The organism is Arhodomonas sp. AD133, assembly GCF_051195215.1.
GTDB lineage: Bacteria > Pseudomonadota > Gammaproteobacteria > Nitrococcales > Nitrococcaceae > Arhodomonas.
Map to the genome: position 1 here is coordinate 280,809 of NZ_JBNAZM010000001.1, position 24,824 is coordinate 305,632.

A 24,824-nucleotide genomic window follows, 5' to 3' on the forward strand; every position below is an offset into this window, starting at 1 on the left:
GTCGGCAGCACCCCCTGCCGCCGCGTTCGCGTCCGTCAACCCGCCTTGCGCAACAGCCCTTCCGCTTCGGCACGCTGGGTGTCGTCGCCCTCCTCGATCACTTCGTCGAGAAGCGAGCGTGCCCCCTCGGCATCCCCCATGTCCATGTAGGCACGCGCGAGATCCAGCTTGGTGGAGACTTCATCCAGCTCCTCTTCGCCATCCCCGGTCGCCTGGTCCGCCGATGCGTCACCGCTTGCGGAATCATCGCCGAAGTCGAGGCCCAGATCGCCGAAATCGAACTCGTCGAGCTCGTCAGCCGGTGCCTGCGTCTCCCCGCGCTTCGAGCCCGATGCGTCGACGCCGGTATCGTCACCCGCCTCCGGCAACTCGAAGTCCAGGCCGTCGCTGGACTCGGCCGACGCCGGCCGCTCCGGCGCCCGCTCGTCTTCCGTCTCGTCCGCCGACGACGGCTCGAACTCCAGGGGTGCCCCCGGATCGTCGGATTGGGTATCGGCGTACTCGCCGCGGCCGCCGGTCTCGCCTTCACCCGGCTCGAGGTCGAAATCGAGGTCGAAGGCCTCGTCCTCCGCCGGAAATCCGGACTCCCCGGCGGTCGCGGCACTGTCGCTCTCCTCGCCTTCGCCCGGCAACTCGAACGTGGGCTCGTCGACATCCGGGCTCGCATCGAAGCTCGGTGTATCTTCGGCGGGCGCACTCGCCTGCGGTTTTCCTTCACCCCCGAATAGCGGGTGCTCAGGCGCAACCTGCCGTCCCCAGGCAACCACCTCCTGCCACTGCGGGTCGTCTTCCGCGGGCATCTGGGTGTACAGCACCTGCGCTTCCGCTTCGAATCCGGAACGATCCTCCTGACGTGCGAGCACCTCGAGCAGCTTGACGCGCAGTGCCCGGTTGTCCGGATCGGCACCGAGGGCCTGATCGAGCACGTCCTGGGCACTCTCGTAGCGCCCGTAGGCCAGGAAGAAGTCGGCCTGCGCGATCGGGTCCCGCTCTTCCTCGGCCTGGTCCGACGAATCCGCGGACACGGACTCTGTCGTCGGCCCGGTAGTGAGCGCCTCCTCGCCCTCTGTGCTGTCGGTGCGCCGTCGCCGCATGACCATAACGAGCATCAACGCGAGCAGGATCAAACCACCGGCTCCGAGAAGCAGCAGTCGGTTCGCCAGCAGCATGTCGGTGATCATGCCGACCAGTCCGGTCGTCGCCGGTTGCGGTTGCGCCGGGCTTTCCGCAGGCTGCGATTCGGCAGCCGACGAGTCAGCCCCGGCCTCATCGGCCGCCTGATCGGCTGGTGCCTGGTCATCCAGCGCCGTCGCACCATCCCCGGCGTCATCGCTCGTGACGGCATTCTCCGCATCGGATGCCGCGGGCGAGGCGGTCCCGGGATCGGACGCCGATTCCCCGGCAGTGTCCGTGTCCGCCGCCTCGCCCATGCCGGTGGTCCCCGGCGGCTCCATCGCATCCGGGGCAGCGTCATCGCCGGGCATGACCGCATCACCGTCCGTGGCGGCCTCCGCGCCGGATTCCGGCGTCACGTTCTCCGTCGTCGTGTCCTCGCCGGCCTTGCCTTCGTCCGCTGCCATCGATGCGCCGGCTTCGCCGGTGTCGGATTGCGCGCCACCGGCCGCCGCCGCGCCCTCCGCGAGCCCGCCGCCGCTGACATTGACCGCACCCTCGAGGCGTTCCAGCTCGGTACGCAAGGCCTCGAGCTCCGCCTTCAGGTCTTCATTCTCCGACTCCAGGCTCGCCTTATCCTCCTCGGCGGCGGTGAGCGCCTGCTGCAGGCGCGAGACGTTCTGCTCATTCGCCTCCAGATCCGCCTGGGCCAGGTTCTCCGTCGCTGACTCCCCACCACTGCTCGACGGTGCGACCACACGCAACTGCCCGTCGGCATCGGCATCAGCATCGGCACTCGCCTGGGCGGAACCCGACTCCCCGGACGTATCACCCTCGGGTGTCTGCGTATCGGCAGCGGCCTGCTCCTGCTGCGGCTGGGCCTCCGCCGGTGCAGTCTCCTGAGACTGCCGCCAGCTCTCCATCTGCCGACTGACCTCGCGCCGGGCTTCCGCATCGCTCACCCGCGTGGCGGCGTCCCCGTCCGGCAGGCGCAATACCGCCCCGCGTTTCAGGCGGTTGATGTTGCCGTCGATGAACGCCTCCGGATTGGCACGCAGAAGCGCGATCATCGTCTGGCGTACGTTCGCGCCGGCCGGGCGCACCTCCTCGGCGATAGCCCACAGGGTATCGCTGGCCTTGACCGGCCCATAGGTCGCTTCCTCCGTCGAGGTTTCCGCCGTACCAGTACCGGTGCCGCCGCTGCCCGGCGCGCTGGCCGCAGCACCACCGTCCTCGACGGCGATCTCGTCCGTGCCGCTCTCGGCCGGAGCGGCCTTGGCAGTGGACGGTGCCGCGCTAGGCGTGGATGCCTGTTCCTGGGCGTAGACAGGTGGGTCGAGAAGAACGGTGAATTCCCGCAGAAGGCTGCCCTGGGACCACTCGACGTTGACCAGGAAATCCAGAAACGGCTCCTGAATCGGGCGCTCGCTGGTGATGGTGACGAACACTTCGCCGTCGTCGTTGCGTTCCACCTCGAAGTCCAGGCGCGTGAGGTAGAACGGCCGCGGGACGTCGGCACGATCGAACTGCTCCGCGGTGGCGAGCCCCACGCGCATCTGCGCCAGGTCCACGTCTTCCGCGGACAGGATCGGGATCCGCGCCGAAAGCGGTTCGTTGAGCCCCGAATTGGCTTGAATGCGTCCGAGGCCGACAGCCGCGACGTTCGTGGAGATCCCAGTCAGCGCAACGAGCGCCGCGGTAGCGAGTCTGCGTCGCATAGCATTCCCTTTTCCCAGCACCCCAGCACTCCCCGCCGGGCGCCCCGTGAAAATCCCCCCTCTACAGGCTGGGTTTCACGCGCCTGCAGGGTGGCTCGTTTATTATCCTGCGTTTCTGCGCCCCTGCCCGTCCGACGGTCGCCCCGTGAACGAATTCACCGTGCGTGTATCGCATTTCCAGGCCCACTGGACGCATCTGTGCCCACGTAAAATATCTTTTCCGCGTGCGCACCCACAAGGGCCAGCATGGGAAATACTGCCAGAATCGTCATATCCAGACAGTGAAACGGGTCACCACAGCGAACCGCCATGATGACCCGTGTAGCGGCGTCGATCGCCGGCGGGCACAGCGGGTCAGTCTTCCATGAGAATCCGCAGCATACGACGCAGGGGCTCGGCGGCCCCCCACAGCAGCTGGTCGCCCACCGTGAACGCCGACAGGTACTCGCCGCCCATGCTGAGCTTGCGCAGCCGCCCCACCGGCACGGACAGGGTGCCGGAGACGGCCGCCGGGGTGAGCTCATGCTTGCTCGCTTCCGGCTCGTTGGGCACGACCTTCGCCCACTCGTTGGCTTCCCCGAGCACGCCCTCGATCTCGGCGACCGGCACATCGCGGGTGAGCTTCACCGTCAGTGCCTGGGCATGGGAGCGCATGGCCCCGATGCGCACGCAGATCCCGTCGATGGGGATGGGACGGTCGCTGCGGCCGAGGATTTTGTTGCTCTCGGCCTCGGCCTTCCATTCCTCCTTGCTCTGACCGGAGTCCATCGCCCTGTCGATCCACGGGATCAGGCTGCCTGCGAGCGGCACACCAAAATGCTCGGCCGGGTAGTCGCCGCCGGTGAGCGCGTCATTGACCGCGCGATCGATGTCCAGGATGGCGCTCGCCGGGTCGGCCAGCTTCGTCGCCGCAGCGTCGCGCAGAAAGCCCATCTGCTCCACGAGCTCGCGCATGTTCTGCGCACCGGCCCCTGAAGCCGCCTGGTAGGTCATGGGACTGATCCACTCCACCAGGCCCTGCTCGAAGAGTCCGGCCATGCCCATGAGCATGAGGCTCACCGTGCAGTTGCCGCCCACGTAGGTTTTCGTGCCGCCGGCGAGCCCATCACGGATGACGTTGAGGTTGACCGGATCCAGCACGATGATGCTGTCGTCGGTCATGCGCAGGGTGGACGCCGCATCGATCCAGTAACCGTTCCAGCCCGCCTTGCGCAGATCCTCGTAGACCCGCGACGTGTAGTCGCCGCCCTGGGTAGTGACGATGGCGTCCATCGTCCTGAGTGTGTCGATGTCGTGGGCGTCCTGCAGGGGAGCGGCACCCTTGCCCACATCCGGACCGGGCTGGCCGGTCTGGGACGTGGAGAAGAAGACCGGCTCGGCAATGTCCGCGAAGTCGTTCTCGGCGCGCATCCGGTCCATGAGCACGGAGCCCACCATGCCTCGCCAGCCGACAAAACCGATTCGCTTCATGATTACCTCTTTGCGTTGCTTCGTTACCGGGCGACGGCCGGCGCGCCGGTCACGCCGCGGCGTGCAGCGCGGCGACGACAGCGTCGCCCATCTCCGAGGTGCCCGCGACGCGGGTCCCATCGGTGTGGATATCCGGGGTGCGCAGCCCCTCGTCGAGCACCTTGCCGACCGCCGCCTGCACCCGGTCGGCGAGATCCGCCTCCGCCAGGGTATAACGCAGCAACATCGCCAGCGACAGGATGGTGGCGAGCGGATTCGCCTTGCCCTGCCCCGCGATATCCGGCGCCGAGCCGTGCACGGGCTCGTACAACCCCTTGGCGCGCTCGTCGAGCGAGGCGGACGGCAACATGCCGATCGAGCCGGTAAGCATCGCGGCGCAATCCGACAGGATATCCCCGAACATGTTACCAGTTACGACAACGTCGAACTGCTTCGGTGCACGCACGAGCTGCATGGCGGCATTGTCGACATACATGTGCGAAAGCTCGACGCCCGGATAATCCTCGGCCAGCGTGGTCATGGTCTCGCGCCAGAGCTCGCTGACCTCGAGCACATTCGCTTTGTCCACCGAGGTCAGCCGGCCGTCACGCTTGCCGGCAATGTCAAAAGCCAGACGGCCGATGCGCTCGACCTCCGGCTCGGAATAGACCAGGGTGTTGTAGCCGCGGCGCTCGCCGGGCTCGCCCTCGATCCCCCGCGGCGCCCCGAAATAGATCCCACCGGTGAGCTCGCGCACGATCATGATATCGAGCCCTGCGACCACTTCCGGCTTGAGCGCCGAGGCCGACGCAAGCTGTGGATACAGGATGGCAGGGCGCAGGTTCGCGAACAGCCCCAGCGCCGAGCGAATCGCGAGCAGGCCCCGCTCCGGACGCAGCTCACGCTCGATGTCGTCCCACTTCGGTCCACCGACCGCCCCCATGAGAATGGCGTCGGCTTCCCGGGCCAGCGCCAGCGTATCCGCCGGCAGCGGTGCACCCTTGGCGTCCGTCGCGGCACCACCGATCAGCGCGTGCTCCGTCGCCACGTCCAGGCCGAAATCCCCACGCAGCGCCGCCAGCACCTTCTCCGCCTCGGCGACGATTTCCGGCCCGACACCGTCCCCCGGGAGAATCAGTATTTTCTTAGACATAGAAGCATTTCCAGGTCATGGGAATCACCACAACGTGCAACGGTCTCATTCCCCGAACAGCCACGGCGCTTCTTCGCGGCGGCGGGCCTCGTAGGCCCGGATTTCATCGGCATGCTTGAGGGTCAGACCAATCTCGTCGAGGCCCTCCACCAGCGCGTGCTTGCGGAAGGCATCGATCTCGAAGGCGAATCGCTCGCCCGAAGGCGTCGTCACGGTCTGCGCGGGCAGATCCACCTCGAGGCTATAGCCCTCGCTGGCCCGGGTTTCCTCGAAAAGCCGCTCCACCGCTTCCTCGGAGAGAGCCACCGGCAGGATGCCATTCTTGCTGCAGTTGTTGTAGAAAATGTCCGCGTAACTCGGCGCGATGATGACGCGAAAACCGTAGTCCGCGAGCGCCCAGGGCGCATGCTCGCGGGAGCTGCCGCAGCCGAAGTTGCGCCGTGCGAGCAGGATACTCGCCCCCTGGTAGCGCGGCTGATTGAGCACGAAATCCGGGTTCAACGGACGCTGGCTGTTGTCCTGGCCCGGTTCGCCGTGGTCCAGATAGCGCCACTCGTCGAAGAGATTCGGACCGAACCCCGTGCGCTTGATCGACTTGAGAAACTGCTTGGGAATGATGGCGTCGGTGTCCACGTTCGCGCGATCGAGCGGCGCCACGACCCCCTTGACGCGGGTGAGCGGTTCCATGGTCAAAGGCTCCTCACGTCGGTGAAGTGACCGGCGACAGCGGCCGCAGCCGCCATGGCGGGGCTCACGAGATGGGTACGCCCGCCCTGCCCCTGCCGGCCCTCGAAGTTGCGGTTGGAAGTCGAGGCGCAGCGCTCCCCCGGCTCCAGCCGGTCAGCATTCATCGCCAGGCACATGGAGCAGCCGGGCTCGCGCCACTCGAAGCCGGCGTCGGTAAAGATCCGGTCGAGCCCCTCGGCCTCGGCCTGCTGTTTGACGACACCGGAGCCGGGCACTACCAACGCGAGCGTCACGCTGTCGGCCACCTGCCGGCCACGGACCACCCCGGCAGCGGCGCGCAGGTCCTCGATCCGGGAGTTGGTGCACGAGCCGATGAAGATCTTGTCAGGTCGGATACCGCTTATGGGCGCACCGGCCTCCAACCCCATATACTCGAGTGCCCGGCGAACGCCCTCGCGCTTGACCTCGTCGGGCTCTGCGGCGGGATCGGGCACCCGGCCGTCCACCGGTGCCACCATCTCCGGCGACGTCCCCCAGCTCACCTGGGGCCGGATATCCGCCGCATCGATGGTGACGACCCGGTCGAATTCCGCGTCGGCGTCGGAATGCAGCGTCCGCCAGTAGTCGACGGCCTGATCCCAACGCTCACCAGCGGGTGCGAACGGCCGGCCGCGCATGTACTCGACGGTAGTGTCGTCCACCGCCACCATGCCGCAACGGGCGCCGGCCTCGATGGACATGTTGCACACCGTCATCCGCCCCTCCATGGAGAGCGCGCGGATCGCATCGCCGCCGAACTCGATGGCGTAACCGGTGCCGCCCGCCGTCCCGATCACCCCGATGATGTGGAGGATGATGTCCTTGGCGGTGACCCCGGGCCCGACCTGCCCGTCCACACGCACGAGCATGCGCCTGGACTTCGCCTGGATGAGCGTCTGCGTGGCGAGGACGTGCTCCACCTCGGAGGTGCCGATGCCAAAGGCCAGCGCCCCGAGCGCGCCATGGGTCGACGTGTGGGAATCACCGCAAACCACGGTCATGCCCGGCTGCGTCGCCCCCTGCTCCGGCCCGATGACATGGACGATGCCCTGGCGCGGGTCGGCCATGTCGAACTCGGTGATACCGTACTCTGAGCAATTGCGGTCCAGCGTCTCGACCTGCAGGCGCGAGACCGGATCGGCGATGCCGCCGCTGCGATCGGTGGTGGGTACGTTGTGATCCGCCACCGCCAGATTCGCAGCCGTTCTCCATGGCTGCCGCCCCGCCAGTCGCAGCCCCTCGAAGGCCTGGGGCGACGTCACCTCGTGAACGAGCTGGCGGTCGATGTAGAGCAGTGCCGTGCCGTCATTGTTGTTCCTGACGACATGGGCGTCCCAGAGCTTGTCGTAGAGCGTGCGGCCCGCCATGGGTACGTCTCTCCTGTGGTCTTCGCCGGTCACCCGGCATCGCTGCGGGTAGTTCGGGCTTGAGTGTAGGCGGGCGAACTCAATAAAATCAATTCATCTTATTTATTGTTTGCATTCCTAAAAGGAATCCCGATGGACACCCAGAGCCTCCGTGCCTTCCTCACGGTCGCCGAGCACAGCTCGTTCTCCCTGGCTGCCGAGGCCCTGGAACTGACGCAGCCCGCCGTGAGCAAACGCATCGCCAACCTGGAGACGCAGACCGGCACCCGGCTGTTCGACCGTATCGGCCGCCGCGTCACCCTGACCGAAGCGGGCCGCACATTGCTGCCGAAGGCGCGCGAGGTGCTCGTCCTGGTGGACGACACTCAGCGAGCACTGGCCAACCTCAACCGCGACGTACGCGGTAGTCTCACGTTGGGTACTAGCCACCACGTGGGGCTTCACCGGTTGCCACCGGTGCTCAAGGGCTATACCCGCGACTATCCGGATGTGCGCCTCGACATGCGCTTTCTCGACTCCGAGCAGGCCTATCAGGCGGTGCTCGATGGCGCCCTGGAGCTCGCCGTGGTCACCCTGGCGCCGCAACCCGACCCGGCACTGACCGTCGTCCCCGTATGGGTGGACCACCTGCGCTTCGTTTGCGCTCGCGAGCACCCGCTCGCCGGTGCCGAAGCCCTCGCGCTGGAAGATCTCACTCACCACGAGGCCGTGATGCCGGGTCACATGACATTCACCCGCGGCATCGTCACCGAGCGTTTTGCTCAAGCGGGGCTGGAGATCAACGTCGGCCTGTCCACCAACTACCTGGAAACGCTCAAGATGATGGCCTCCATCGGCCTGGGCTGGAGCGTGCTTCCGGAGACGCTGATCGACGGCGAGCTGTGCGTCCTCCCCGTCGGCCACACGCCCATTCGCCGCCCACTCGGCTACCTCTACCATCGCAGCCGCACGCTATCGAACGCCGCCCGGGCGATGATCGAGCGGTTGGAGGTGGTGAGAAGGTCGAACGTAGCAACTCAGGGAAGAGAGAATTAATTACAGCCACAAAGAGGAAGGTGGAAAGACGATAGGGCGCGAGTGCAGCGCGGCCGTTACCCCAATGGCTTGCAGGCAGTGTGGGGCGGGCGTTGGCGGCAGTCGAGCGTACAGGGACGTATTCATAGCGTGTCTCGCCAACGCCCGCCCCACACGGTCTATCCGCCAACGTCGAAGCAACCCCGGTATCGCGGGAAAATCGCGCTCACACTCACGTGCGGACGCAAATGCAGCCTGCACCTTCAGCCAGGCACGATCGGCGTATCCGTGGAGACGTCCGCATTCTGCGCGCGATGGCGCAGGTAGTGGTCCATGAGCGTAAGTGCCATCATCGCTTCGGCGATGGGCGTCGCCCGAACGCCCACGCAGGGGTCGTGGCGGCCGGTGGTGACCACCTCGTCGGGTTCACCGCGCACATTGATCGAGCGCCCCGGCACACGGATGCTCGATGTCGGCTTGAGGGCGATGCGCGCGACGATGGACTGCCCGGTGGAGATGCCGCCGAGCACCCCCCCGGCGTTGTTCGAGAGAAAGCCCTCGCGGGTGATCTCGTCGCGATGCTCACTGCCCTTCTGGGGAACGCTCGCGAAACCGGCACCGAACTCGACCCCTTTCACCGCATTGATGCTCATCAGCCCGTGGGCCAGTTCCGCATCCAACCGGTCGAACACCGGTTCGCCCAGCCCCACCGGCACGCCCTCCGCCATGACCGTCACCGACGCACCCACGGAGTCGCCGTCGCGACGCAACTGATCCATGTACGCCTCGAGCTCCGGCAGGCGAGCGGGCTGAGCACAGAAGAATGGGTTGGCATCCACTGCCGCCCAGTCCTCCAGCGCGAGCTCGAAGGGACCCAGCTGGCTGAGATAACCGCGAACCCTCACCCCCAGGGTCTCGCTCAGGAATTTCTTGGCAATGGCGCCCGCGGCGACGCGCATTGCGGTCTCGCGCGCCGAGGAGCGGCCGCCGCCGCGATAATCGCGGATGCCGTACTTGTGGTGGTAGGTGTAATCCGCGTGACCGGGCCGGAAGCTGTCCTTGATCTTCGAATAGTCCTTCGAGCGCTGATCCGCGTTCTCGATCAACAGCCCGATGGGCGTGCCCGTGGTAACCCCCTCGAAAACCCCCGAGAGTATACGCACCTGGTCGGGCTCGCGACGCTGGGAGGTGTGGCGCGAAGTACCCGGCCGGCGCCGGTCCAGATCACGCTGAAGATCCGACTCGTCGAGTGCCAACCCGGGCGGGCATCCATCCACGACAGCGCCCAACGCCGGGCCGTGGGACTCGCCGAATGTAGTGACCGTGAAGAGCTTGCCGAAGGTATTACCGGACATTTTGTGTGAACGCTTCGAGTTAAGGATGTAGAGAACCGACCCGCTCGGCAGCGGACGCCTCAGTCATGTACCGCGAACCGGCGCTGCAGCTCGGCCGCTTCCACCAGGAAGACGCCCTCGCCGCCCCGCTCGAACTCGAGCCAGGTCAACGCCAGATCGGGATAGGCGGCCTCCATCGCGGGCCAGCTATGGCCCACCTCGCAAACCAGGATACCGTGCTCGGTAAGCCTTTCGGCGGCCTGACGCAACAACGGATGGACGAAATCCAGCCCGTCCTCTCCGCCGGCAAGCCCCGTGCGCGGCTCGTGCCGATACTCCTCGGGCAGATCGGCCATCGCCTCGGCATCCACGTAAGGCGGATTGGCCACGATCAGATCGTACCGGCGGTCTCCCGAGACACCGGCGAGCAGATCCGAGCGCAGCGGACGGACACGGTCATCGACGCCATGACGGTCCACGTTGATCCGTGCGACCGCGAGCGCATCCTCCGAGAGATCGAGCGCATCCACTTCCGCTCCCGGGAATGCGAGGGCACACCCGATCGCGATGCAGCCGCTGCCGGTACCGATATCCGCCACGCGCTCCACCGCCTCGGGATCGAGCCAGGGCTCGAACCCGGTCTCGATCAGCTCGGCCACCGGCGACCGCGGCACCAGCACCCGCTCATCCACATAGAAAGGCAGCCCCAGGAACCACCCCTCATGGGTGATGTATGCGAGCGGAAGACGCTCCTCCACGCGCCGGCGAACCCGTGCCGCGATTGCCGCCTTCTCGTCGGCGGTCAGCCGGCACGGAAAGTAGGCGTCGTGAAGGTCCGGTGGCAGATGCAATGCATGCAGGACCAGCGCCGCGGCCTCGTCGATGGCATTGTCGGTCCCGTGACCGAAATGCACCCCGGCCGCCGCGAAGCGGCTCGCCGCCCAGCGAATGAAGTCGGCAATGCTCTCGAGTTCCTTCGGCACCGTGGCCGGATCGCTCATGGCTGGCTCCTCGTCGCGAGCGCGACATGGTACCCCACCGAAGCGCACGTGTCCGCCGCGGGGCTTCCGCTCACCGGCGCTTGCCGACATAATGCCGTCGTTCTCGCATCACGGCCACGGAACGACCATGGACCAGCTCCACACCCCACCACTGATGGAACGCCTCAAGTCCCTGGCGCTCTATCCGCTTCCACATCACGGCATATCCCGCCTGGTCGGCCACGCCACACGGTGGCGTAACCCGCTGTGGAAGAACACGCTCATACGCACGTTCATCCGGGCGTACGACGTCAACCTGGACGAGGCCGAAGACCGGGACGCCGCGGACTGGCCCGATTTCAACAGCTTCTTCACCCGGTCGCTGCGCGACGGCACCCGCCCCCTCCCTGACGACCCGACGGCCCTGGCCTCGCCCGTGGACGGCACCGTGAGCGCGCTGGGCCGTATCGAGGCCGGGCAGCTCATTCAGGCCAAGGGGCAGCGTTTCAGCCTGCAGGCGTTACTTGGGGGCGACCCGGCGCTCACCGAGCGGTTCCGCGACGGCAGTTTCCTGACGGTCTACCTTTCGCCGCGGGACTACCACCGCGTCCACATGCCCGGTGCCGGCCGACTCGAACGCATGATCCACGTGCCGGGCCGGCTGTTCAGCGTCGCCCCACACACCGTGCGCACCGTGCCACGACTGTTCGCCCGCAACGAGCGAGTCGTGAGCCTGTTCCAGGGGCCGAGCGAGCCGTTCGCGGTCATCATGGTGGGCGCGATGTGCGTTGCCAGCATCGAGACGGTGTGGCACGGCGTGGTCACGCCGCCGGCCGGACGGCGGGTTCGCGCCTGGGACTACCACGACGACAGCCGGGACCTCAGGCAGGGCGATGAAATGGGGCGATTCAACATGGGCTCGACGGTGATCCTCGTGTATCCGAGGGGCGCGGTGAGGTGGGCCGAAGCGCTCGGCCCCGGAGACACGGTACGGCTCGGGCAAAAGGTGGGTGCGTGGTTGCAAGGTATCGAGTAGCGCGTTTCAAGTGACTCCCGCCGCGCTGCCAGCGACAGGCGCGCGGCCCGCCCCCCTACGCGCGCTCGACGGGAAATGCGATCACTTCGTCGATGCGCTCGGCACCAAGCGCCAGCATGAACAGCCGGTCGAGCCCGAGGGCGACCCCGGCGCATGGCGGCAGTCCCGCCTGCAGCGCACCGAGCAGGCGCTCATCCACTGACGGCTGCGCCAGCCCCGCGGCTGCACGCCGGGCGCGGTCCGCCTCGAAACGGGCGCGCTGCTCCGCCGCGTCGGTGAGCTCGTGGAAACCGTTGGCGATCTCGATACCGTCGATGAAGAGCTCGAAGCGCTCGGCGACGCGGGGATCGTCCGGGCTGAGCCGCGCGAGTGCGGCCTGGCTCGCGGGAAAATGCGTGACGAAGGTGAAGGCCTCACGCCCGAGCCCCGGGGACACGGCGTGGCTCATGAGCACGTCCAGCAGCGCATCCCGGTCCAGGCCCGATACGTCCAGGCCGTTGCCGTGCCGCGCCGCCAGTGCCCGCAGCTCGTTGTCGCCCACGGTGAGGGGATCCACCGCGAGACACGCCTGGAACACTTGCCGGTAGGTGCGTCTCTCCACCGGCCTCGCCGGCAGCACCGCGACGACGAGATCCGCGATCTCGGCCATCAGCGCCTGGTGATCGAACCCGGGCCGGTACCATTCGAGCAGGCTGAACTCGGGATTGTGGAGGCGGCCACGCTCACCGGCGCGAAACGCCCGCGAGATCTGGTAGATCGCCCCCATGCCGGCAGCGAGCAGACGCTTCATCGCATATTCGGGTGACGTCTGCAGCCACAGCCGGCCGTCCGTCGGCCCTCCCGGAGCCGTGTAGGCAACCGACAGCCCCTCGAGGTTGACGTCGGTAACGCCGGCGGCCGCCATGACCGGCGTCTCGACCTCGCAGACATCACGTTCCTCGAAAAAGCGCCGGACGACCCGCAACAGGGCCGCCCGGCGCGCCAGGCAGTCGATCGAGGCCGTCGGGCGCCAGTCGTCACCCATACCGGTAACGGATCTCAGTCCTTGGCGCGGGAGATGTAGCTACCACTGCGGGTATCCACCTTGAGGGTCTCGCCCTCTTCGATGAACAGCGGTACCTGCACCACGGCGCCGGTTTCCAGCGTGGCGGGCTTGCTGCCGCCGCTGGAGGTGTCCCCACGCAGGCCCGGATCGGTCTGCACGACCTTGAGATTCACGTGCGGCGGCGGCTCGACGGACAGCGGCGACCCGTTGTACAGCGTGACGTTGCACACGTCCTGCTCCTTGAGCCATCGGGCTGCGTCGCCCACCGCCGCCTCGCTGGCCGCCTGCTGCTCGAAGGTCTCCTGATCCATGAAGTACCAGAACTCGCCATCGTTGTAGAGATACTGCATCTCCGTCTCGAGGACGTCGGCGGCCTCGACACTGTCTCCCGACTTGAACGTCCGGTCGATGACCTTGCCGGTCTTGAGGTTGCGCACCTTCACGCGGTTGAAGGCCTGGCCCTTGCCGGGCTTGACGAACTCGTTGTCGACGATGGCGTAGGGCTCGCCGTCGAGCATGATCTTGAGTCCGGACTTGAACTGGTTGGTGGTGTACGTCGCCATTGTGGTCCCCGAAAATCGCGCGGTCTGATCCGCGCCGCCGGTGTGTATTGCCGACGGATACGCTACCATCGCGTCCGTCGCGAACGCCGCGAATGCTAACGGAAAACGCCCGACGATAGAACATGGCCACCGTGTACGAAACCACCGCAAGCTCCGGCGCGGGAACGCCCGCCTGGCAGCGTGAGCTCGCAGACGCGATCCGCGACCCGGCGGAGCTGCTCGCCGCCGTAGGGCTCGATGCCTCCTGGCTTCCCGCCGCCCGCCGCGCCGCCGCGCTTTTCCCGTTGCGCGTGCCGCGAGGTCATGTCGCCCGCATGGGTGCCGGTGACCCGGACGACCCACTGTTGCGGCAGGTATTGCCCCTGGCCGCCGAAGAGCGCCCTACCCCCGGTTTTCACGACGATCCGGTGGGCGACCGCGACGTTCTCCACCCCGGCGGCGTGCTGCACAAGTACCACGGACGCGTTCTGCTGGTAGCCACCGGTGCCTGTGCAATCAACTGCCGCTACTGCTTCCGTCGCCACTTCCCGTACAGCGATGCCCAGGCCGCGCCGCGGGAATGGCGGGATGCTCTCGCCTACATCGGCGAACACCCCGACATCGAGGAGGTGATCTTGAGCGGCGGGGATCCGCTCACCCTGAGCGACCGCCGGCTGGGCAGCCTCGCCGAAAGCCTGGACGAGATTGCCCACGTGCGCCGCCTGCGTATCCACAGCCGCCTGCCTGTCGTTCTGCCGGAGCGCGTCGATGACGCCATGCTGGCGTGGTTCGCCGGTGGCCGCCTGAAACCGGTGATGGTGCTCCACGCCAACCATCCGCGAGAGCTGGATACGGCGGCCGCGGAGGCGGTAACGCGCCTGCGCCGGCACGGGGTGCACGTGCTCAACCAGGCCGTCCTGCTGCGTGGCGTCAATGACGACGCGGACACACTCACGGCACTGTCGGAGCGACTGTTCGACATCGACGTGCTGCCCTACTACCTCCACGTGCTCGACCCGGTGGCCGGGGCAGCCCACTTCGACGTCGGCGACGACGAGGCCGGCGAACTCATGCGCGCCATCGCCGCCCGCCTGCCCGGCTATCTCGTCCCGCGCCTCGTGCGGGAATTGCCCGGCCGACCGGCGAAAACGTGGCTCACCTGGGATCGGGCACCGGAAAATGCCAACGACGACGTTGCGTCAGCACCTTGACGCGGCACATGATGAGCGACCGAACTCGCCCGGCCGGGCGCACAATGGATTGACGGCGACGGGAAACGAGCACTTATGCCAGACAGCGACCGCACTCTCCGGCTCCTAATCGCAGAAGAATCCCTCAACGACGCCGAGCAGCTGGTCAGCGTCCTGCGCAACGCCGGACACGCGGTGCGCCCCACCCGCGTCGAGGATGCCGAGCAGCTCGAGGAAGCGCTGCACGGACGGCCTCAGGACATTCTGCTATGCGCTCCCGGACTCGGGGGGCTGCCGCTGGAGACAGCGGTTCGGACAGTCAACCAGTCCGGCCACTATCTCGCCCTGCTGGTACTCACCGACGAGGACGACCCGGAATTGCGCTCCGAGGTCATGGGTATGGGCGCGGCGGACCTCGTATCCAAGGCGGATACCGAGCATTTCCTCCGCGTGATCGAGCGCGAGCGGGCCACGCTCGCGGCACGCCGCAGTCAGCGCCGCCTGGAAGCGGCCCTGAAAGAAACCGAGCGCCGCTGCCAGACACTGCTCGAGAGCTCGCGTGACGCCATCGCCTACGTGCATGAAGGCATGCACATCTATGCCAACCACGCCTATCTCGAACGCTTCGAGGTGGCGCAGCTCGAGGATATCGAGGGGCTGCCGCTGCTCGACCTGATCGCGCCCGACGAACAGGCGAACTTCCGCGACTTCTTCCGCCAGTACACCCGCGGCGATGCCAGCGAAGCGGAGCTGGAAACGCGTATTCGCACCGAAAGCGGCGATGAGCAGGACGTGCGCCTGACCCTCGCTGAAGGCAGCTGGGACGGCGAGCGCGCCACCCAGATCGTCATACGCGAGAATGACGAGGCCGCCCTTGCCGAGCGCCTCCAGCACCTCTCGCGGCAGGATATGCTCACCGGTCTGTACAACCGCAACCACTTCCTCGAGCACGTCGACCAGACGCTGACCAGTGATCGGTCGAACGAAAATGGCGCGCAGCACGGGCTGCTTTACCTGCGGCTGGACAATGTCGAGACCATCCAGCACAACCTGGGTATCAGCGCGGTGGATCAGGTGGTCGCCGATACCGCCGACCTGCTGCGCGAGAACGTCGGCGACGAGGCCGTGGCCGCGCGCTATGGCGATACGCTGTTCGCGGTTTGGCTGCGCGACGCCAGTGTCCACGACGCCCTGGCCTCCGCCGAGTCGATCCGACAGGCGATCGAGACGCATATCAGCGAGCTCGGCGAGCGTACGATCACCAAGAGCGCCAGCATCGGTGTCGTGGTGGTGGGCGACAATATGGGCACGGCGGAGCAGGCGATGAACGTCGCCGCAACCGCCGCGGAACAGGCGACCGCCGAAGGCGGCAACCGCGTCCACCTGCACGCGGGCACCGAGGACGAAGGCAGTGACAGTGGTGGCGACTGGACGCCGCGCATCGAGGACGCGATGGCCGATCAGGCCATTCGCTGCTTCTACCAGCCCGTGGTCGCCCTCCACGACAGCGGTACCGCCCGGTACGAGCTGAGCTTCGAGCTCGAGGATGACCACGGCCGCGTCGACGGCGACACCCTGCGTGCCCGGGCGGACGCCGCCCGGCTCGCACCGGATCTGGACCGCTACCTGATCCACCAGGGGCTGCGGGCTTTGTCCGCATCCGGCGACGCACGCCCGGTGCTGTTCATCACGGTGTCGTCCGCCAGCCTGGCCGACGAGGAGCTGATCACGTTCGTTCGCCAGCAGCTCGCCGACTGCGGAGTGCATGGCAGCCAGCTTGTGCTGCAGTTCTCCGAGCCAGTGGCGGTCACCCAGCTAAACCAGGCCCGTGCGCTCGCGGAGGGCATGCGCGGACTCGGCGGAAGCACCTGCCTGAGCAGCTTCGGCAGCGGGCTGGACTCGTTCCGCCTGCTCAGCGAAGTTCCCGTGGATTACCTTCGACTGGACGGCGACCTGGTCGAGGGGCTGGCGAGCTCAGGGGAAAGCAGCGAGCGCACGCGCGAAATCGTCGGCAATGCCCACGAGAGCAATCGCCAGGTGATCGCCGACGGTCTCGAGGAAGCAACCCAGCTCGCCGTTCTCTGGCAGCACCAGATCGACCTGGTTCAGGGAAGCTTCCTGCAGGAGCCGCTGCCCACCATGGATTACGACTTCACCGGCATGGTCATCTGAGGGGCGCGTGGCAGCGGACGGCTGGCTGCCACGCTCTCAGGGCTGGTAACGTCCCTCGGAGAGCGCGCGGATGCGCTCCTCGATCGGCGGATGGGACATGAACCACCGCCGCCAGCCCTGGTCCTTGCGGCCGTTGATGCCGAACGCCTCCAGCTGATCCGGCATATCCGCCGGCTCGTGGCCCGCCTGCAACCGCTGCAGGGCCGCGATCATGGCACCGCGGCCGGCGAGCCGTGCCCCCCCGGCATCCGCTCGGAACTCGCGCTGACGCGAGAACCACATTACGATGACCGAGGCGAGAATGCCGAACAGGATTTCGGCGACGATCATCGCGACCCAGAACCCTGGGCCGTAACCCCGCTCGTTGCGGAATACCACGCGATCGACGACCTGTCCCACGAGCCGCGAGAGCACGATCACGAACGTATTGAGTACGCCCTGGACGAGGGCGAGCGTCACCATGTCGCCGTTGGCCACGTGGGTAACCTCGTGGCCGAGCACGGCGTCGGCCTCCTCGCGCGTCATCCGCCGCAACAGCCCCGTGCTCACTGCCACCAGGGCATCGTCGCGGCGCATGCCGGTGGCAAACGCGTTCATTTGCGGCGAATCGTAGACACCGACCTCCGGCATCCCGATGCCCGCCTGCCGGGCGTGCCTGCGGACGGTCTCCACCAGCCACTGCTCAGCCGCATTGCGCGGTTGGGTGATAACCACCACCCCCATGAAGCGCTTGGCCATCCACTTCGAGATCGCCAGCGAGACGAACGCCCCGCCCATGCCGAAGACGGCGGCCAGCACCAGCAGCACCGGCGTGTTGAGATATATGCCCTGCTGCAGCAGCCACGGCTGCAATACGCTGAGCACCACACCGAGCAGCACCAACACCGCAAGGTTGGTGGCCAGAAACAACCCGATGCGTTTCATAGACCGATCACCTCTGTGTGACCAACCCCCGGTTCCGATACCGGAACGCCAACGGGCAACACCACCGCCACCCGATCCGCGACGGTCTCCCCCGTCAACGAAATAGGGGCGGTCACACGGTGTTTCCAGACGCCCATGACCCACCGCGCACGACCGCGGCCGTCATTCGGCCAGGCGTACCCCGTCCACGCGCTGGAACCCCCGGGGCAGCAGACCGCCGCGCCGCGCGCGCGCCCCTTCGTAACCGGCGAGATCCGCGGCGCGGAGGTTGAGGGTGCGCTTGCCGGCCTGCAGCACCACGTCCCGTCCCTCGGGGACGACCAGCACCGCCGCCAAGCGCTCGTCCCCCGCGTTGAGCCGCGCCTTGGGGATATCGATGATCTTGTTGCCCTTGCCCTTGGCAAGTGCCGGTAACTCACTGAGCGGAAAGATGAGCAAGCGCCCCGCGTTGGTCACCGCGAGCAGTCGATCGGTATCCGGATCCTGCACTGGCGTGGGCTTCAGCACGCGCGCCCCCTGGGGCACGGTCAGCAGCGCCTTGCCGGAACGGTTCTTGGCATACAGGTTGGATAGCTCCGTCACGAAACCGTAGCCATGATCCGTCGCCAGCACGAGCTGTGTCGGTGACTCGCCGGCCAGCACGAACTCGAACCGTGCTCCGGAAGGCGGACTCAGCCGTCCGGTCAATGGCTCACCCTGACCGCGCGCCGATGGCAGTGTATGGGCGGGCAGGGAATAGCTGCGCCCGGTGGAATCGATGAAGGCGGCGAGCTGATTGGTCCGGCCGGCCGCGGCATCGCGGAAGTGGTCCCCCGCCTTGTAGCTGAGCCGCTCGGCATCCACGTCGTGCCCCTTCGCCGCCCGCACCCAGCCCTTCTGGGAGAGCACGATCGTAACCGGCTCGCTCGGCACGAGATCGGTCTCCGAGAGTGCCCGCGCACTCTCGCGCTCGACCAGCGGCGAACGGCGCTCGTCGCCGTACTTGTCAGCGTCCTCGCGTAGTTCCCCCTGAATCAGGTCGGTGAGCTTTCGCTCCGAGCCCAGCGTCGCCTGCAGTTCGTCGCGTTCCTGTTCCAGGTCCGACTGCTCGCCGCGAATCTTCATTTCCTCCAGGCGTGCGAGATGGCGCAGGCGAAGCTCCAGGATGGCCTCCGCCTGACGCTCGGTAAGCCCGAAGCGTTCCATGAGGACCGGCTTGGGTTCGTCCTCACTGCGGATGATCGCGATTACCTCGTCGATATTGAGGTAGGCGATGAGGTAGCCCTCGAGCAGATGCAGGCGTGCCTCGACCCTGTCGAGGCGCCAGCGCAGCCGTCGCGTGACCGTCTGTCGACGGAAGGTCAGCCACTCGCTCAGGATCTCGCGCAGATTGCGCACCCGCGGTCGTCCGTCGAGACCGATGACGTTGAGGTTGACCCGGTAAGTCTTCTCCAGATCGGTGGTCGCGAACACGTGCTGCATGAGCTCGGTGGCGTCCACGCGGTTCGACCGTGGCGTGATCACCAGCCGCGTGGGGTTCTCGTGGTCGGACTCGTCACGCAGGTCCTCCACCATGGGCAGCTTCTTCGCCTGCATCTGCGCAGCGATCTGCTCCAGCACCTTGCTGCCCGAGACCTGGTAGGGCAACGCCGTAACGACGATGTCGCGACCGTCGCGCTCCCACCGCGCGCGCATCCGCAGCCCGCCGGAGCCGGTCTCGTAGAGCTTGCGGATATCCGCGCGGGGCGTGACAAGCTCCGCTTCCGTGGGCATGTCCGGCCCCTGGATGTACTCGCAGAGCTCGGCAACGGTCGCATCCGGATTGTCCAGCAGATGGATGCAGGCCTCGGTCACCTCGCACAGGTTGTGCGGTGGAATGTCGGTGGCCATGCCCACGGCGATGCCGGTTCCGCCATTGAGCAGCACGTTGGGCACCCGCGCCGGCAGCACTACCGGCTCTTCCATGGTGCCGTCGAAGTTAGGCTGCCAGTCCACCGTTCCCTGACCGAGCTCGGCGAGCAACAGCTGGGCGTAGGGGGCCAGACGCGCCTCGGTGTAGCGCATCGCTGCGAAGGACTTGGGATCGTCCGCCGAGCCCCAGTTCCCCTGCCCGTCGATCAGCGGGTAGCGATAGGAGAACGACTGCGCCATGAGCACCATGGCTTCGTAGCAGGCCGAATCCCCGTGAGGGTGGAACTTGCCGAGCACGTCGCCCACGGTCCGCGCGGACTTCTTGTACTTGGCCGCCGCCGACAGCCCGAGCTCGGACATAGCGTAGACGATGCGCCGCTGCACCGGCTTCATGCCATCGCCGATATGCGGCAGCGCACGGTCGAGGATGACGTACATGGAATAGTCCAGGTACGCCTTTTCGGTGAAGTCCCGAAGCGGGCGGGTCTCGAAATCGGAATAGGCGGTCGTGGTGTCTGTCATACGGACGTTCCAGATTCGACGTTCAAAGTGGAAAGCTGAAAGGCCCTGCCTCCCCACTCACACGGCGCATCGCTTTGAACTTTGAACGTTACTGATCTTCTCAGAGGTATTGTCATGCGTCAGCCGCGCCGTGCGCCGATGGGGCAAGGCGCGAGGCGCGCCGTGTAGCCGGGCTACACAAGCGGCGAGCAACGCCGAACCATCGGCGCACGGAACGGCCCGAAGGCAGCGCTCATACGAGCGCTTCCGCCAGGTCCCCCTTGCTCTCCAGCCACTGCCGGCGGGCGGCGGCGGCACGCTTGCCGAGGAGCATGTTCATGAGCTTCTCGGTCTCCTCCGGCGAATCCACGGTGAGCTGGACCAGGCGTCTGGTATCCGGCGCCATGGTAGTCTCGCGGAGTTGCATCGGGTTCATCTCGCCGAGGCCCTTGAACCGGGTCACGCTGACCTTGCCCTTCTTCTTCTCGGCGGCGATGCGGTCGAGCACGCCCTGGCGCTCGGACTCGTCCAACGCATAGTAGGTCTCCTTGCCCACGTCGACGCGATAGAGCGGCGGCATCGCCATGAAAACGTGCCTAGCGCGCACGAGCGCGGGAAAGTGCTTGAGAAACAGCGCGCACAACAGCGTCGCGATGTGCGCACCGTCCGGATCCGCGTCGGCGAGGACGCAGACCTTGCCGTAGCGAAGCCGCGAAAGATCGTCCGACCCCGGCTCGATGCCCAGGGCCACGGCGATGTCGTGTACCTCCTGAGAGCCCATGACCTCCGCCGGGTCCACCTCCCAGGTGTTGAGGATCTTGCCCCGCAGCGGCATCACCGCCTGGTGCTCGCGGTCGCGGGCCTGCTTCGCCGAGCCGCCGGCGGAATCGCCCTCGACCAGGAACAGCTCGGTGCGCTCGAGATCCTGTGCCGTGCAATCCGCGAGCTTGCCGGGCAGCGCCGGCCCCGAGGTGACTTTCTTGCGGGTGACCTTCTTCGCCGCGCGTTGGCGGCGCTGGGCGTTGGCGATGACCAGTTCCACGATCGCCTCGGCCGCCTCCACGTGCTGATTGAGCCAGAGGCTGAAGGCATCCTTGACGACGCCGCTGACGAACGTGGCGCATTCCCGGGAAGACAGCCGCTCCTTGGTCTGGCCGGAGAACTGGGGATCTTCCAGCTTCACGGACAGCACGAAGGCGATGCGCTCGAAGATATCCTCCGGCGCGATGCGCACGCCGCGCGGCAGGAGGTTCCGGAACTCGCAGAACTCCCGGATGGCCTCGGTCAGCCCGGTGCGCAGCCCGTTCACATGGGTGCCACCGAGTGTGGTGGGGATGAGGTTGACGTAGCTCTCCTGAACCGCCTCGCCGTCGTCGGGCAGCCAGGTCACCGCCCATTCCGCGGCCTCGTGTTCCGCGGTCATGCGCCCCACGAAGGGCGGATTGGGAACGAACTCGACATCCTGCAGCGCGCCCTTGAGGTAATCGGTCAGCCCGTCCTCGTAGTACCAGACCACCGACTCCCCGCTCGCCTCGTCCTCGAAGCGAACGGTGACGCCCGGGCACAGGACTGCCTTGGCACGCAGAACGTGCTTGAGCCGCGGTACCGAGAACTTCGCCGAGTCGAAGTAGCGGGCGTCCGGCCAGAAGTGCAGCTGCGTGCCGGTATTGCGGCGCCCCACCTCGCCGGTGACGTGCAGGTCCTCGACCTTCTCGCCGTCAGCGAAGACCATGCGGTACTGCTTGCCGTCACGGCGGATGGAGACTTCCAGACGGCGTGACAGGGCGTTAACCACCGACACCCCGACACCATGAAGGCCGCCGGAGAACTGATAGCTCTTGGACGAGAACTTGCCACCGGCATGCAGCTTGCTCAGGATCACCTCGACCCCCGGCAGCCCCTGCTGAGGATGCACATCGACGGGCATGCCGCGGCCGTCGTCGCGCACCGCGAGGGAGCCGTCGCGATAAAGGGTGACCGCTATCTCCTTCGCATGCCCGCCGATGGCTTCGTCGACGCTGTTGTCGATGACCTCCTGGGCGAGATGATTCGGCCGGCTGGTGTCGGTATACATTCCCGGGCGGCGGCGTACGGGGTCCAGCCCGGTGAGCACCTCGATGGAAGCGGCGTCGTAAGTCGTGGCCATGCGTCTCAGTCATCCCTCGGCTTGCGAGTGCGGCGGCAGTGTAACGCACCGAGCGACCGCATGGCGCGGTGCGTTACACTTGCCGGGAATTCATCAAAACCTGCACATGGACCGATGGCCGAAGAGAACGAGAACGGCAACGACGGTGGCTTCGACTTCGAGGCGGCGCTCGGGGAGCTCGAAGAACTCGTGGTGCGAATGGAACGCGGCGATCTCAGCCTCGAGGAATCCCTGAAGGCTTTCGAACGTGGCGTGGGTCTCACCCGCGCCTGCCAGAAGGCCCTGACCGATGCCGAGCAGAAGGTCGAGATTCTGCTCGGCGAGGATGAGGACGCCACTCTCGCCCCCTTCGACGAGGCGGACACGGATGAGCATTGACAAGCGTATCGCCGAAGCCAAGGAACGGGTGGAACACGCCCTGGATGGACGCCTGCCGCCTGCGACCATCCATCCAGCGCGCCTGCACGAGGCCATGCGCTACGCCGTGCTCGGGGGGGGCAAGCGCCTGCGTCCGCTGCTCGTCTATCTCAGCGGCGAGGCCCTGGATGGGCAACGTGCCGCGCTGGACGAGGCTGCCTGCGCAGTGGAGTGCATCCATTGCTATTCCCTGGTTCACGATGACCTCCCGGCGATGGACGACGACGCGCTGCGCCGCGGCCGACCCACCTGTCACCGGGCCTACGACGAAGCCACGGCCATTCTCGTCGGTGACGCGCTGCAGTCCCTCGCGTTCCGACTACTCGCCCGTGCAACCGCCGTGCCCGCCGAAACCCGGGTCGCGATGGTGGAAACGCTGGCGGTAGCGGCCGGCTCCCGGGGCATGTGCGGCGGCCAGGCGATGGACCTCGCGGCTGTCGGTCATCAGCTCACCGAAGCCGAGCTCGAGGACATGCACATCCACAAGACCGGCGCCCTCATTCGCGCCAGCGTCCGGCTCGGTGCCCTGTGCGCACCCGATGCCACGGCGGACGCGCTGGAACGGCTGGATCACTTTGCCAAGTGCATCGGCCTCGCTTTCCAGGTCCAGGACGACGTCCTCGACGTCGACGGGGACGAAGCCGTCACCGGCAAGCCCAGCGGCGCGGATGCGCGCCTGCACAAGCCGACTTATCCGGCGCTCCTGGGCGTCGCCGAGACCCGTGCCTTCGCCAGCAAGCTCTGCGAAGATGCACTGGCGAGCATCGAGCCCCTCGGCGACCGTGCCCAGGGGCTGCGTGAAGTGGCCCGGTATATCGTGGAGCGCGACCATTAGTGCCCCGAATATAGGCGGGCGTTCACTAGGGGCGCTGTTCGATGACGAGCACCCGCCCGTCATGCCGCAGGCTCACGCGGCCAAGGAACGACATGCCCAGCAGCGGCTGCCGTAGAACGCCGCCCTCGAGCACCAGCGCCGGCACGTTACGCACCACCACCTCGCCCACACGCACCCGCGCCAACTGCACACGCCAGCCGCGTGTCGCGCCACCGGCGGTACTCACCCGCATGCGCACACCATCGCTGCGATAATCGATTCCCAGACGTCGGGCGAGCCCGGCGTCGATGGCGACCAGATCCGCCCCGGTATCCACCAGGAATCGCACCCCGTGACCGTTGATACGGCCCGCCGTGTGGTAACTGCCCCGCGCCCCCGGGGCAATGCGCGCCTGGCGCCTGGTAGTGGGCGCATACTCGCCCCCCACCATCCGGTTGACACCCAGGCGACGGCGTTCGCCATCGACCTCGACGACCGCCTGATCGCTACTGGCCTTCACCAGTCGCACCCCGGCCGGACCGGTTTCCCCCTCCGCGAGCACCGTGCGCTCGCCGTCGACCTCCAGCATCACCTTGCCCGGAAACACGGCGAGAACGACGATCCGAGGCGTCGCCAGGGCGGTGACCGCAAACGCGAGCATGGAGAGCATCGCCAGCGCACGCCCCCAGCGTGCAACAGCATCGCCGCTCATTGTGCATTCCCCCGGTTGCGTGCCCGTGCGATCCATCGCACTGATTGCCATGTGGACATCATCATGACGAATGAGTCACCCTCCACTGATTCCTTCGAGCGCACGGCAGGAGGCGCCCATCCCATGGCCGACCCCACCCGCATTCGCGTACGCGGTTTTCATCTCGATCTCTACGGACACGTGAACAATGCCCGCTATCTGGAGTTTCTGGAAGAGGCACGCTGGGATCAACTGCGCGAGCATCTCGATTTCGACTGGTGGCAGGCGCGCAACCTCGCCTTCGTAATCGCCAACATCGATATCGACTTCCGCCGCCCGGCAGGCATGGACGACGAGCTCCTGGTCGACGTCACGTTGAAAACGCTGGGAGAGCGCAGCGGGGTACTGCATCAACGCGTGGTGCGAAGTGACGGCGTGCTGGTCGCCGAGGCCGACGTCACCTTCGTGATCTTCGACGGCGGTGCCGCCACGGTCGTGCCCATCGAGGGGGAAATACGCGAGCGCCTCGCCCGTGCCGGCGCGCAACTGGAATAAATGCCGGCAAGGTGGGCCCGCGCCGGCCGCTGCCATCTGGCAGCGCG

The 24,824-nt window shown here is 66.9% G+C and carries 20 protein-coding genes; 7 read left to right on the forward strand and 13 right to left on the reverse strand.

Annotated features, from left to right (window positions below):
* Nucleotides 1–35: 35 nt before the first annotated feature.
* The 5 genes from ACPEES_RS01145 to leuC all read right to left on the reverse strand — a co-directional run bounded on the left by ACPEES_RS01145 (nucleotide 36) and on the right by leuC (nucleotide 7,526).
* The gene (locus ACPEES_RS01145; RefSeq protein ID WP_435100055.1) at nucleotides 36–2,831 is read right to left on the reverse strand and encodes a FimV/HubP family polar landmark protein; all 2,796 of its coding nucleotides are present in this window, start codon (nucleotides 2,829–2,831) and stop codon (nucleotides 36–38) included.
* A 354-nt stretch (nucleotides 2,832–3,185) separates the two neighbouring features.
* Nucleotides 3,186–4,301, reverse strand: a complete 1,116-nt coding sequence (gene asd / locus ACPEES_RS01150) for an aspartate-semialdehyde dehydrogenase (RefSeq protein ID WP_435100058.1) — start codon at nucleotides 4,299–4,301, stop codon at nucleotides 3,186–3,188.
* Between the two features lie 49 nt (nucleotides 4,302–4,350).
* On the reverse strand, nucleotides 4,351–5,433 hold the full coding sequence (leuB, locus tag ACPEES_RS01155) for a 3-isopropylmalate dehydrogenase (RefSeq protein ID WP_435100061.1): 1,083 nt from the start codon (nucleotides 5,431–5,433) through the stop codon (nucleotides 4,351–4,353).
* Between the two features lie 45 nt (nucleotides 5,434–5,478).
* The gene (gene leuD / locus ACPEES_RS01160) at nucleotides 5,479–6,120 is read right to left on the reverse strand and encodes a 3-isopropylmalate dehydratase small subunit (RefSeq protein ID WP_435100064.1); all 642 of its coding nucleotides are present in this window, start codon (nucleotides 6,118–6,120) and stop codon (nucleotides 5,479–5,481) included.
* Nucleotides 6,121–6,122: 2 nt separating this feature from the next.
* Complete coding sequence (gene leuC / locus ACPEES_RS01165; RefSeq protein WP_435100067.1) at nucleotides 6,123–7,526, reverse strand: 3-isopropylmalate dehydratase large subunit; 1,404 nt, start codon at nucleotides 7,524–7,526, stop codon at nucleotides 6,123–6,125.
* Nucleotides 7,527–7,658: 132 nt separating this feature from the next.
* Between leuC and ACPEES_RS01170 the strand changes: the two genes are divergently transcribed.
* Entirely contained in the window at nucleotides 7,659–8,561 is a 903-nt protein-coding gene (locus tag ACPEES_RS01170) for a LysR family transcriptional regulator (protein WP_435100070.1), read from the forward strand.
* A 242-nt stretch (nucleotides 8,562–8,803) separates the two neighbouring features.
* On the opposite strand, the gene aroC is transcribed toward ACPEES_RS01170, so the two are convergent.
* Nucleotides 8,804–9,895, reverse strand: coding sequence for a chorismate synthase (gene aroC, locus ACPEES_RS01175; RefSeq protein WP_435100073.1), 1,092 nt, complete (start codon nucleotides 9,893–9,895; stop codon nucleotides 8,804–8,806).
* A gap of 59 nt (nucleotides 9,896–9,954) precedes the next feature.
* Nucleotides 9,955–10,875: a 50S ribosomal protein L3 N(5)-glutamine methyltransferase gene (gene prmB / locus ACPEES_RS01180; RefSeq protein WP_435100076.1), complete on the reverse strand. Its 921-nt coding sequence runs from the start codon at nucleotides 10,873–10,875 to the stop codon at nucleotides 9,955–9,957.
* A gap of 127 nt (nucleotides 10,876–11,002) precedes the next feature.
* Here prmB and asd (ACPEES_RS01185) point away from each other — a divergent pair, with 127 nt between their 5' ends.
* The gene (asd, locus tag ACPEES_RS01185; protein WP_435100079.1) at nucleotides 11,003–11,890 is read left to right on the forward strand and encodes an archaetidylserine decarboxylase; all 888 of its coding nucleotides are present in this window, start codon (nucleotides 11,003–11,005) and stop codon (nucleotides 11,888–11,890) included.
* A gap of 55 nt (nucleotides 11,891–11,945) precedes the next feature.
* Here the strand turns inward: asd (ACPEES_RS01185) and epmA are convergent, their stop codons facing one another.
* Nucleotides 11,946–12,914 (reverse strand): EF-P lysine aminoacylase EpmA, encoded by a 969-nt coding sequence (gene epmA, locus ACPEES_RS01190; protein WP_435100082.1) that lies wholly within the window; start codon nucleotides 12,912–12,914, stop codon nucleotides 11,946–11,948.
* Between the two features lie 14 nt (nucleotides 12,915–12,928).
* A complete protein-coding gene (efp, locus tag ACPEES_RS01195) occupies nucleotides 12,929–13,498 on the reverse strand; it encodes an elongation factor P (protein ID WP_435100085.1) in 570 nt (189 codons plus the stop codon).
* A gap of 122 nt (nucleotides 13,499–13,620) precedes the next feature.
* Between efp and epmB the strand changes: the two genes are divergently transcribed.
* Both epmB and ACPEES_RS01205 read left to right on the forward strand, forming a co-directional pair.
* On the forward strand, nucleotides 13,621–14,688 hold the full coding sequence (epmB, locus tag ACPEES_RS01200) for an EF-P beta-lysylation protein EpmB (RefSeq protein ID WP_435100088.1): 1,068 nt from the start codon (nucleotides 13,621–13,623) through the stop codon (nucleotides 14,686–14,688).
* Between the two features lie 75 nt (nucleotides 14,689–14,763).
* Complete coding sequence (locus tag ACPEES_RS01205) at nucleotides 14,764–16,839, forward strand: EAL domain-containing response regulator (protein ID WP_435100091.1); 2,076 nt, start codon at nucleotides 14,764–14,766, stop codon at nucleotides 16,837–16,839.
* Nucleotides 16,840–16,875: 36 nt separating this feature from the next.
* Here ACPEES_RS01205 and htpX read toward each other — a convergent pair whose 3' ends face one another.
* From htpX to parE, 3 genes are all read right to left on the reverse strand, one after another.
* Nucleotides 16,876–17,763 carry a protease HtpX gene (gene htpX / locus ACPEES_RS01210; protein ID WP_435100094.1) on the reverse strand — a complete coding sequence of 296 codons (888 nt, stop codon included), beginning with the start codon at nucleotides 17,761–17,763 and terminating at the stop codon, nucleotides 16,876–16,878.
* Nucleotides 17,764–17,925: 162 nt separating this feature from the next.
* Nucleotides 17,926–20,175, reverse strand: coding sequence for a DNA topoisomerase IV subunit A (parC, locus tag ACPEES_RS01215; protein ID WP_435100097.1), 2,250 nt, complete (start codon nucleotides 20,173–20,175; stop codon nucleotides 17,926–17,928).
* A gap of 232 nt (nucleotides 20,176–20,407) precedes the next feature.
* Nucleotides 20,408–22,300, reverse strand: coding sequence for a DNA topoisomerase IV subunit B (gene parE / locus ACPEES_RS01220; protein WP_435100100.1), 1,893 nt, complete (start codon nucleotides 22,298–22,300; stop codon nucleotides 20,408–20,410).
* A 114-nt stretch (nucleotides 22,301–22,414) separates the two neighbouring features.
* Here parE and ACPEES_RS01225 point away from each other — a divergent pair, with 114 nt between their 5' ends.
* Entirely contained in the window at nucleotides 22,415–22,678 is a 264-nt protein-coding gene (locus ACPEES_RS01225; protein WP_435100103.1) for an exodeoxyribonuclease VII small subunit, read from the forward strand.
* Nucleotides 22,668–23,552, forward strand: coding sequence for a (2E,6E)-farnesyl diphosphate synthase (gene ispA, locus ACPEES_RS01230; RefSeq protein WP_435100106.1), 885 nt, complete (start codon nucleotides 22,668–22,670; stop codon nucleotides 23,550–23,552). The genes ACPEES_RS01225 and ispA overlap by 11 nt, the downstream gene beginning before the upstream one ends.
* Nucleotides 23,553–23,577: 25 nt before the next feature.
* On the opposite strand, the gene ACPEES_RS01235 is transcribed toward ispA, so the two are convergent.
* Nucleotides 23,578–24,243: a retropepsin-like aspartic protease family protein gene (locus tag ACPEES_RS01235; RefSeq protein ID WP_435100109.1), complete on the reverse strand. Its 666-nt coding sequence runs from the start codon at nucleotides 24,241–24,243 to the stop codon at nucleotides 23,578–23,580.
* A 123-nt stretch (nucleotides 24,244–24,366) separates the two neighbouring features.
* On the opposite strand from ACPEES_RS01235, the gene ACPEES_RS01240 reads away from it, so the two are divergent.
* Nucleotides 24,367–24,777, forward strand: coding sequence for an acyl-CoA thioesterase (locus ACPEES_RS01240; protein WP_435100111.1), 411 nt, complete (start codon nucleotides 24,367–24,369; stop codon nucleotides 24,775–24,777).
* Nucleotides 24,778–24,824: the final 47 nt, after the last annotated feature.

Coding starts and splice junctions, on each gene's coding strand:
- ACPEES_RS01145 (WP_435100055.1), bottom strand. CDS start 2,831: ATGCGACGCAGACTCGCTACCGCGGCGCTCGTTGCGCTGACTGGGATC.
- asd (WP_435100058.1), bottom strand. CDS start 4,301: ATGAAGCGAATCGGTTTTGTCGGCTGGCGAGGCATGGTGGGCTCCGTG.
- leuB (WP_435100061.1), bottom strand. CDS start 5,433: ATGTCTAAGAAAATACTGATTCTCCCGGGGGACGGTGTCGGGCCGGAA.
- leuD (WP_435100064.1), bottom strand. CDS start 6,120: ATGGAACCGCTCACCCGCGTCAAGGGGGTCGTGGCGCCGCTCGATCGC.
- leuC (WP_435100067.1), bottom strand. CDS start 7,526: ATGGCGGGCCGCACGCTCTACGACAAGCTCTGGGACGCCCATGTCGTC.
- ACPEES_RS01170 (WP_435100070.1), top strand. CDS start 7,659: ATGGACACCCAGAGCCTCCGTGCCTTCCTCACGGTCGCCGAGCACAGC.
- aroC (WP_435100073.1), bottom strand. CDS start 9,895: ATGTCCGGTAATACCTTCGGCAAGCTCTTCACGGTCACTACATTCGGC.
- prmB (WP_435100076.1), bottom strand. CDS start 10,875: ATGAGCGATCCGGCCACGGTGCCGAAGGAACTCGAGAGCATTGCCGAC.
- asd (WP_435100079.1), top strand. CDS start 11,003: ATGGACCAGCTCCACACCCCACCACTGATGGAACGCCTCAAGTCCCTG.
- epmA (WP_435100082.1), bottom strand. CDS start 12,914: ATGGGTGACGACTGGCGCCCGACGGCCTCGATCGACTGCCTGGCGCGC.
- efp (WP_435100085.1), bottom strand. CDS start 13,498: ATGGCGACGTACACCACCAACCAGTTCAAGTCCGGACTCAAGATCATG.
- epmB (WP_435100088.1), top strand. CDS start 13,621: ATGGCCACCGTGTACGAAACCACCGCAAGCTCCGGCGCGGGAACGCCC.
- ACPEES_RS01205 (WP_435100091.1), top strand. CDS start 14,764: ATGCCAGACAGCGACCGCACTCTCCGGCTCCTAATCGCAGAAGAATCC.
- htpX (WP_435100094.1), bottom strand. CDS start 17,763: ATGAAACGCATCGGGTTGTTTCTGGCCACCAACCTTGCGGTGTTGGTG.
- parC (WP_435100097.1), bottom strand. CDS start 20,175: ATGACAGACACCACGACCGCCTATTCCGATTTCGAGACCCGCCCGCTT.
- parE (WP_435100100.1), bottom strand. CDS start 22,300: ATGGCCACGACTTACGACGCCGCTTCCATCGAGGTGCTCACCGGGCTG.
- ACPEES_RS01225 (WP_435100103.1), top strand. CDS start 22,415: ATGGCCGAAGAGAACGAGAACGGCAACGACGGTGGCTTCGACTTCGAG.
- ispA (WP_435100106.1), top strand. CDS start 22,668: ATGAGCATTGACAAGCGTATCGCCGAAGCCAAGGAACGGGTGGAACAC.
- ACPEES_RS01235 (WP_435100109.1), bottom strand. CDS start 24,243: ATGAGCGGCGATGCTGTTGCACGCTGGGGGCGTGCGCTGGCGATGCTC.
- ACPEES_RS01240 (WP_435100111.1), top strand. CDS start 24,367: ATGGCCGACCCCACCCGCATTCGCGTACGCGGTTTTCATCTCGATCTC.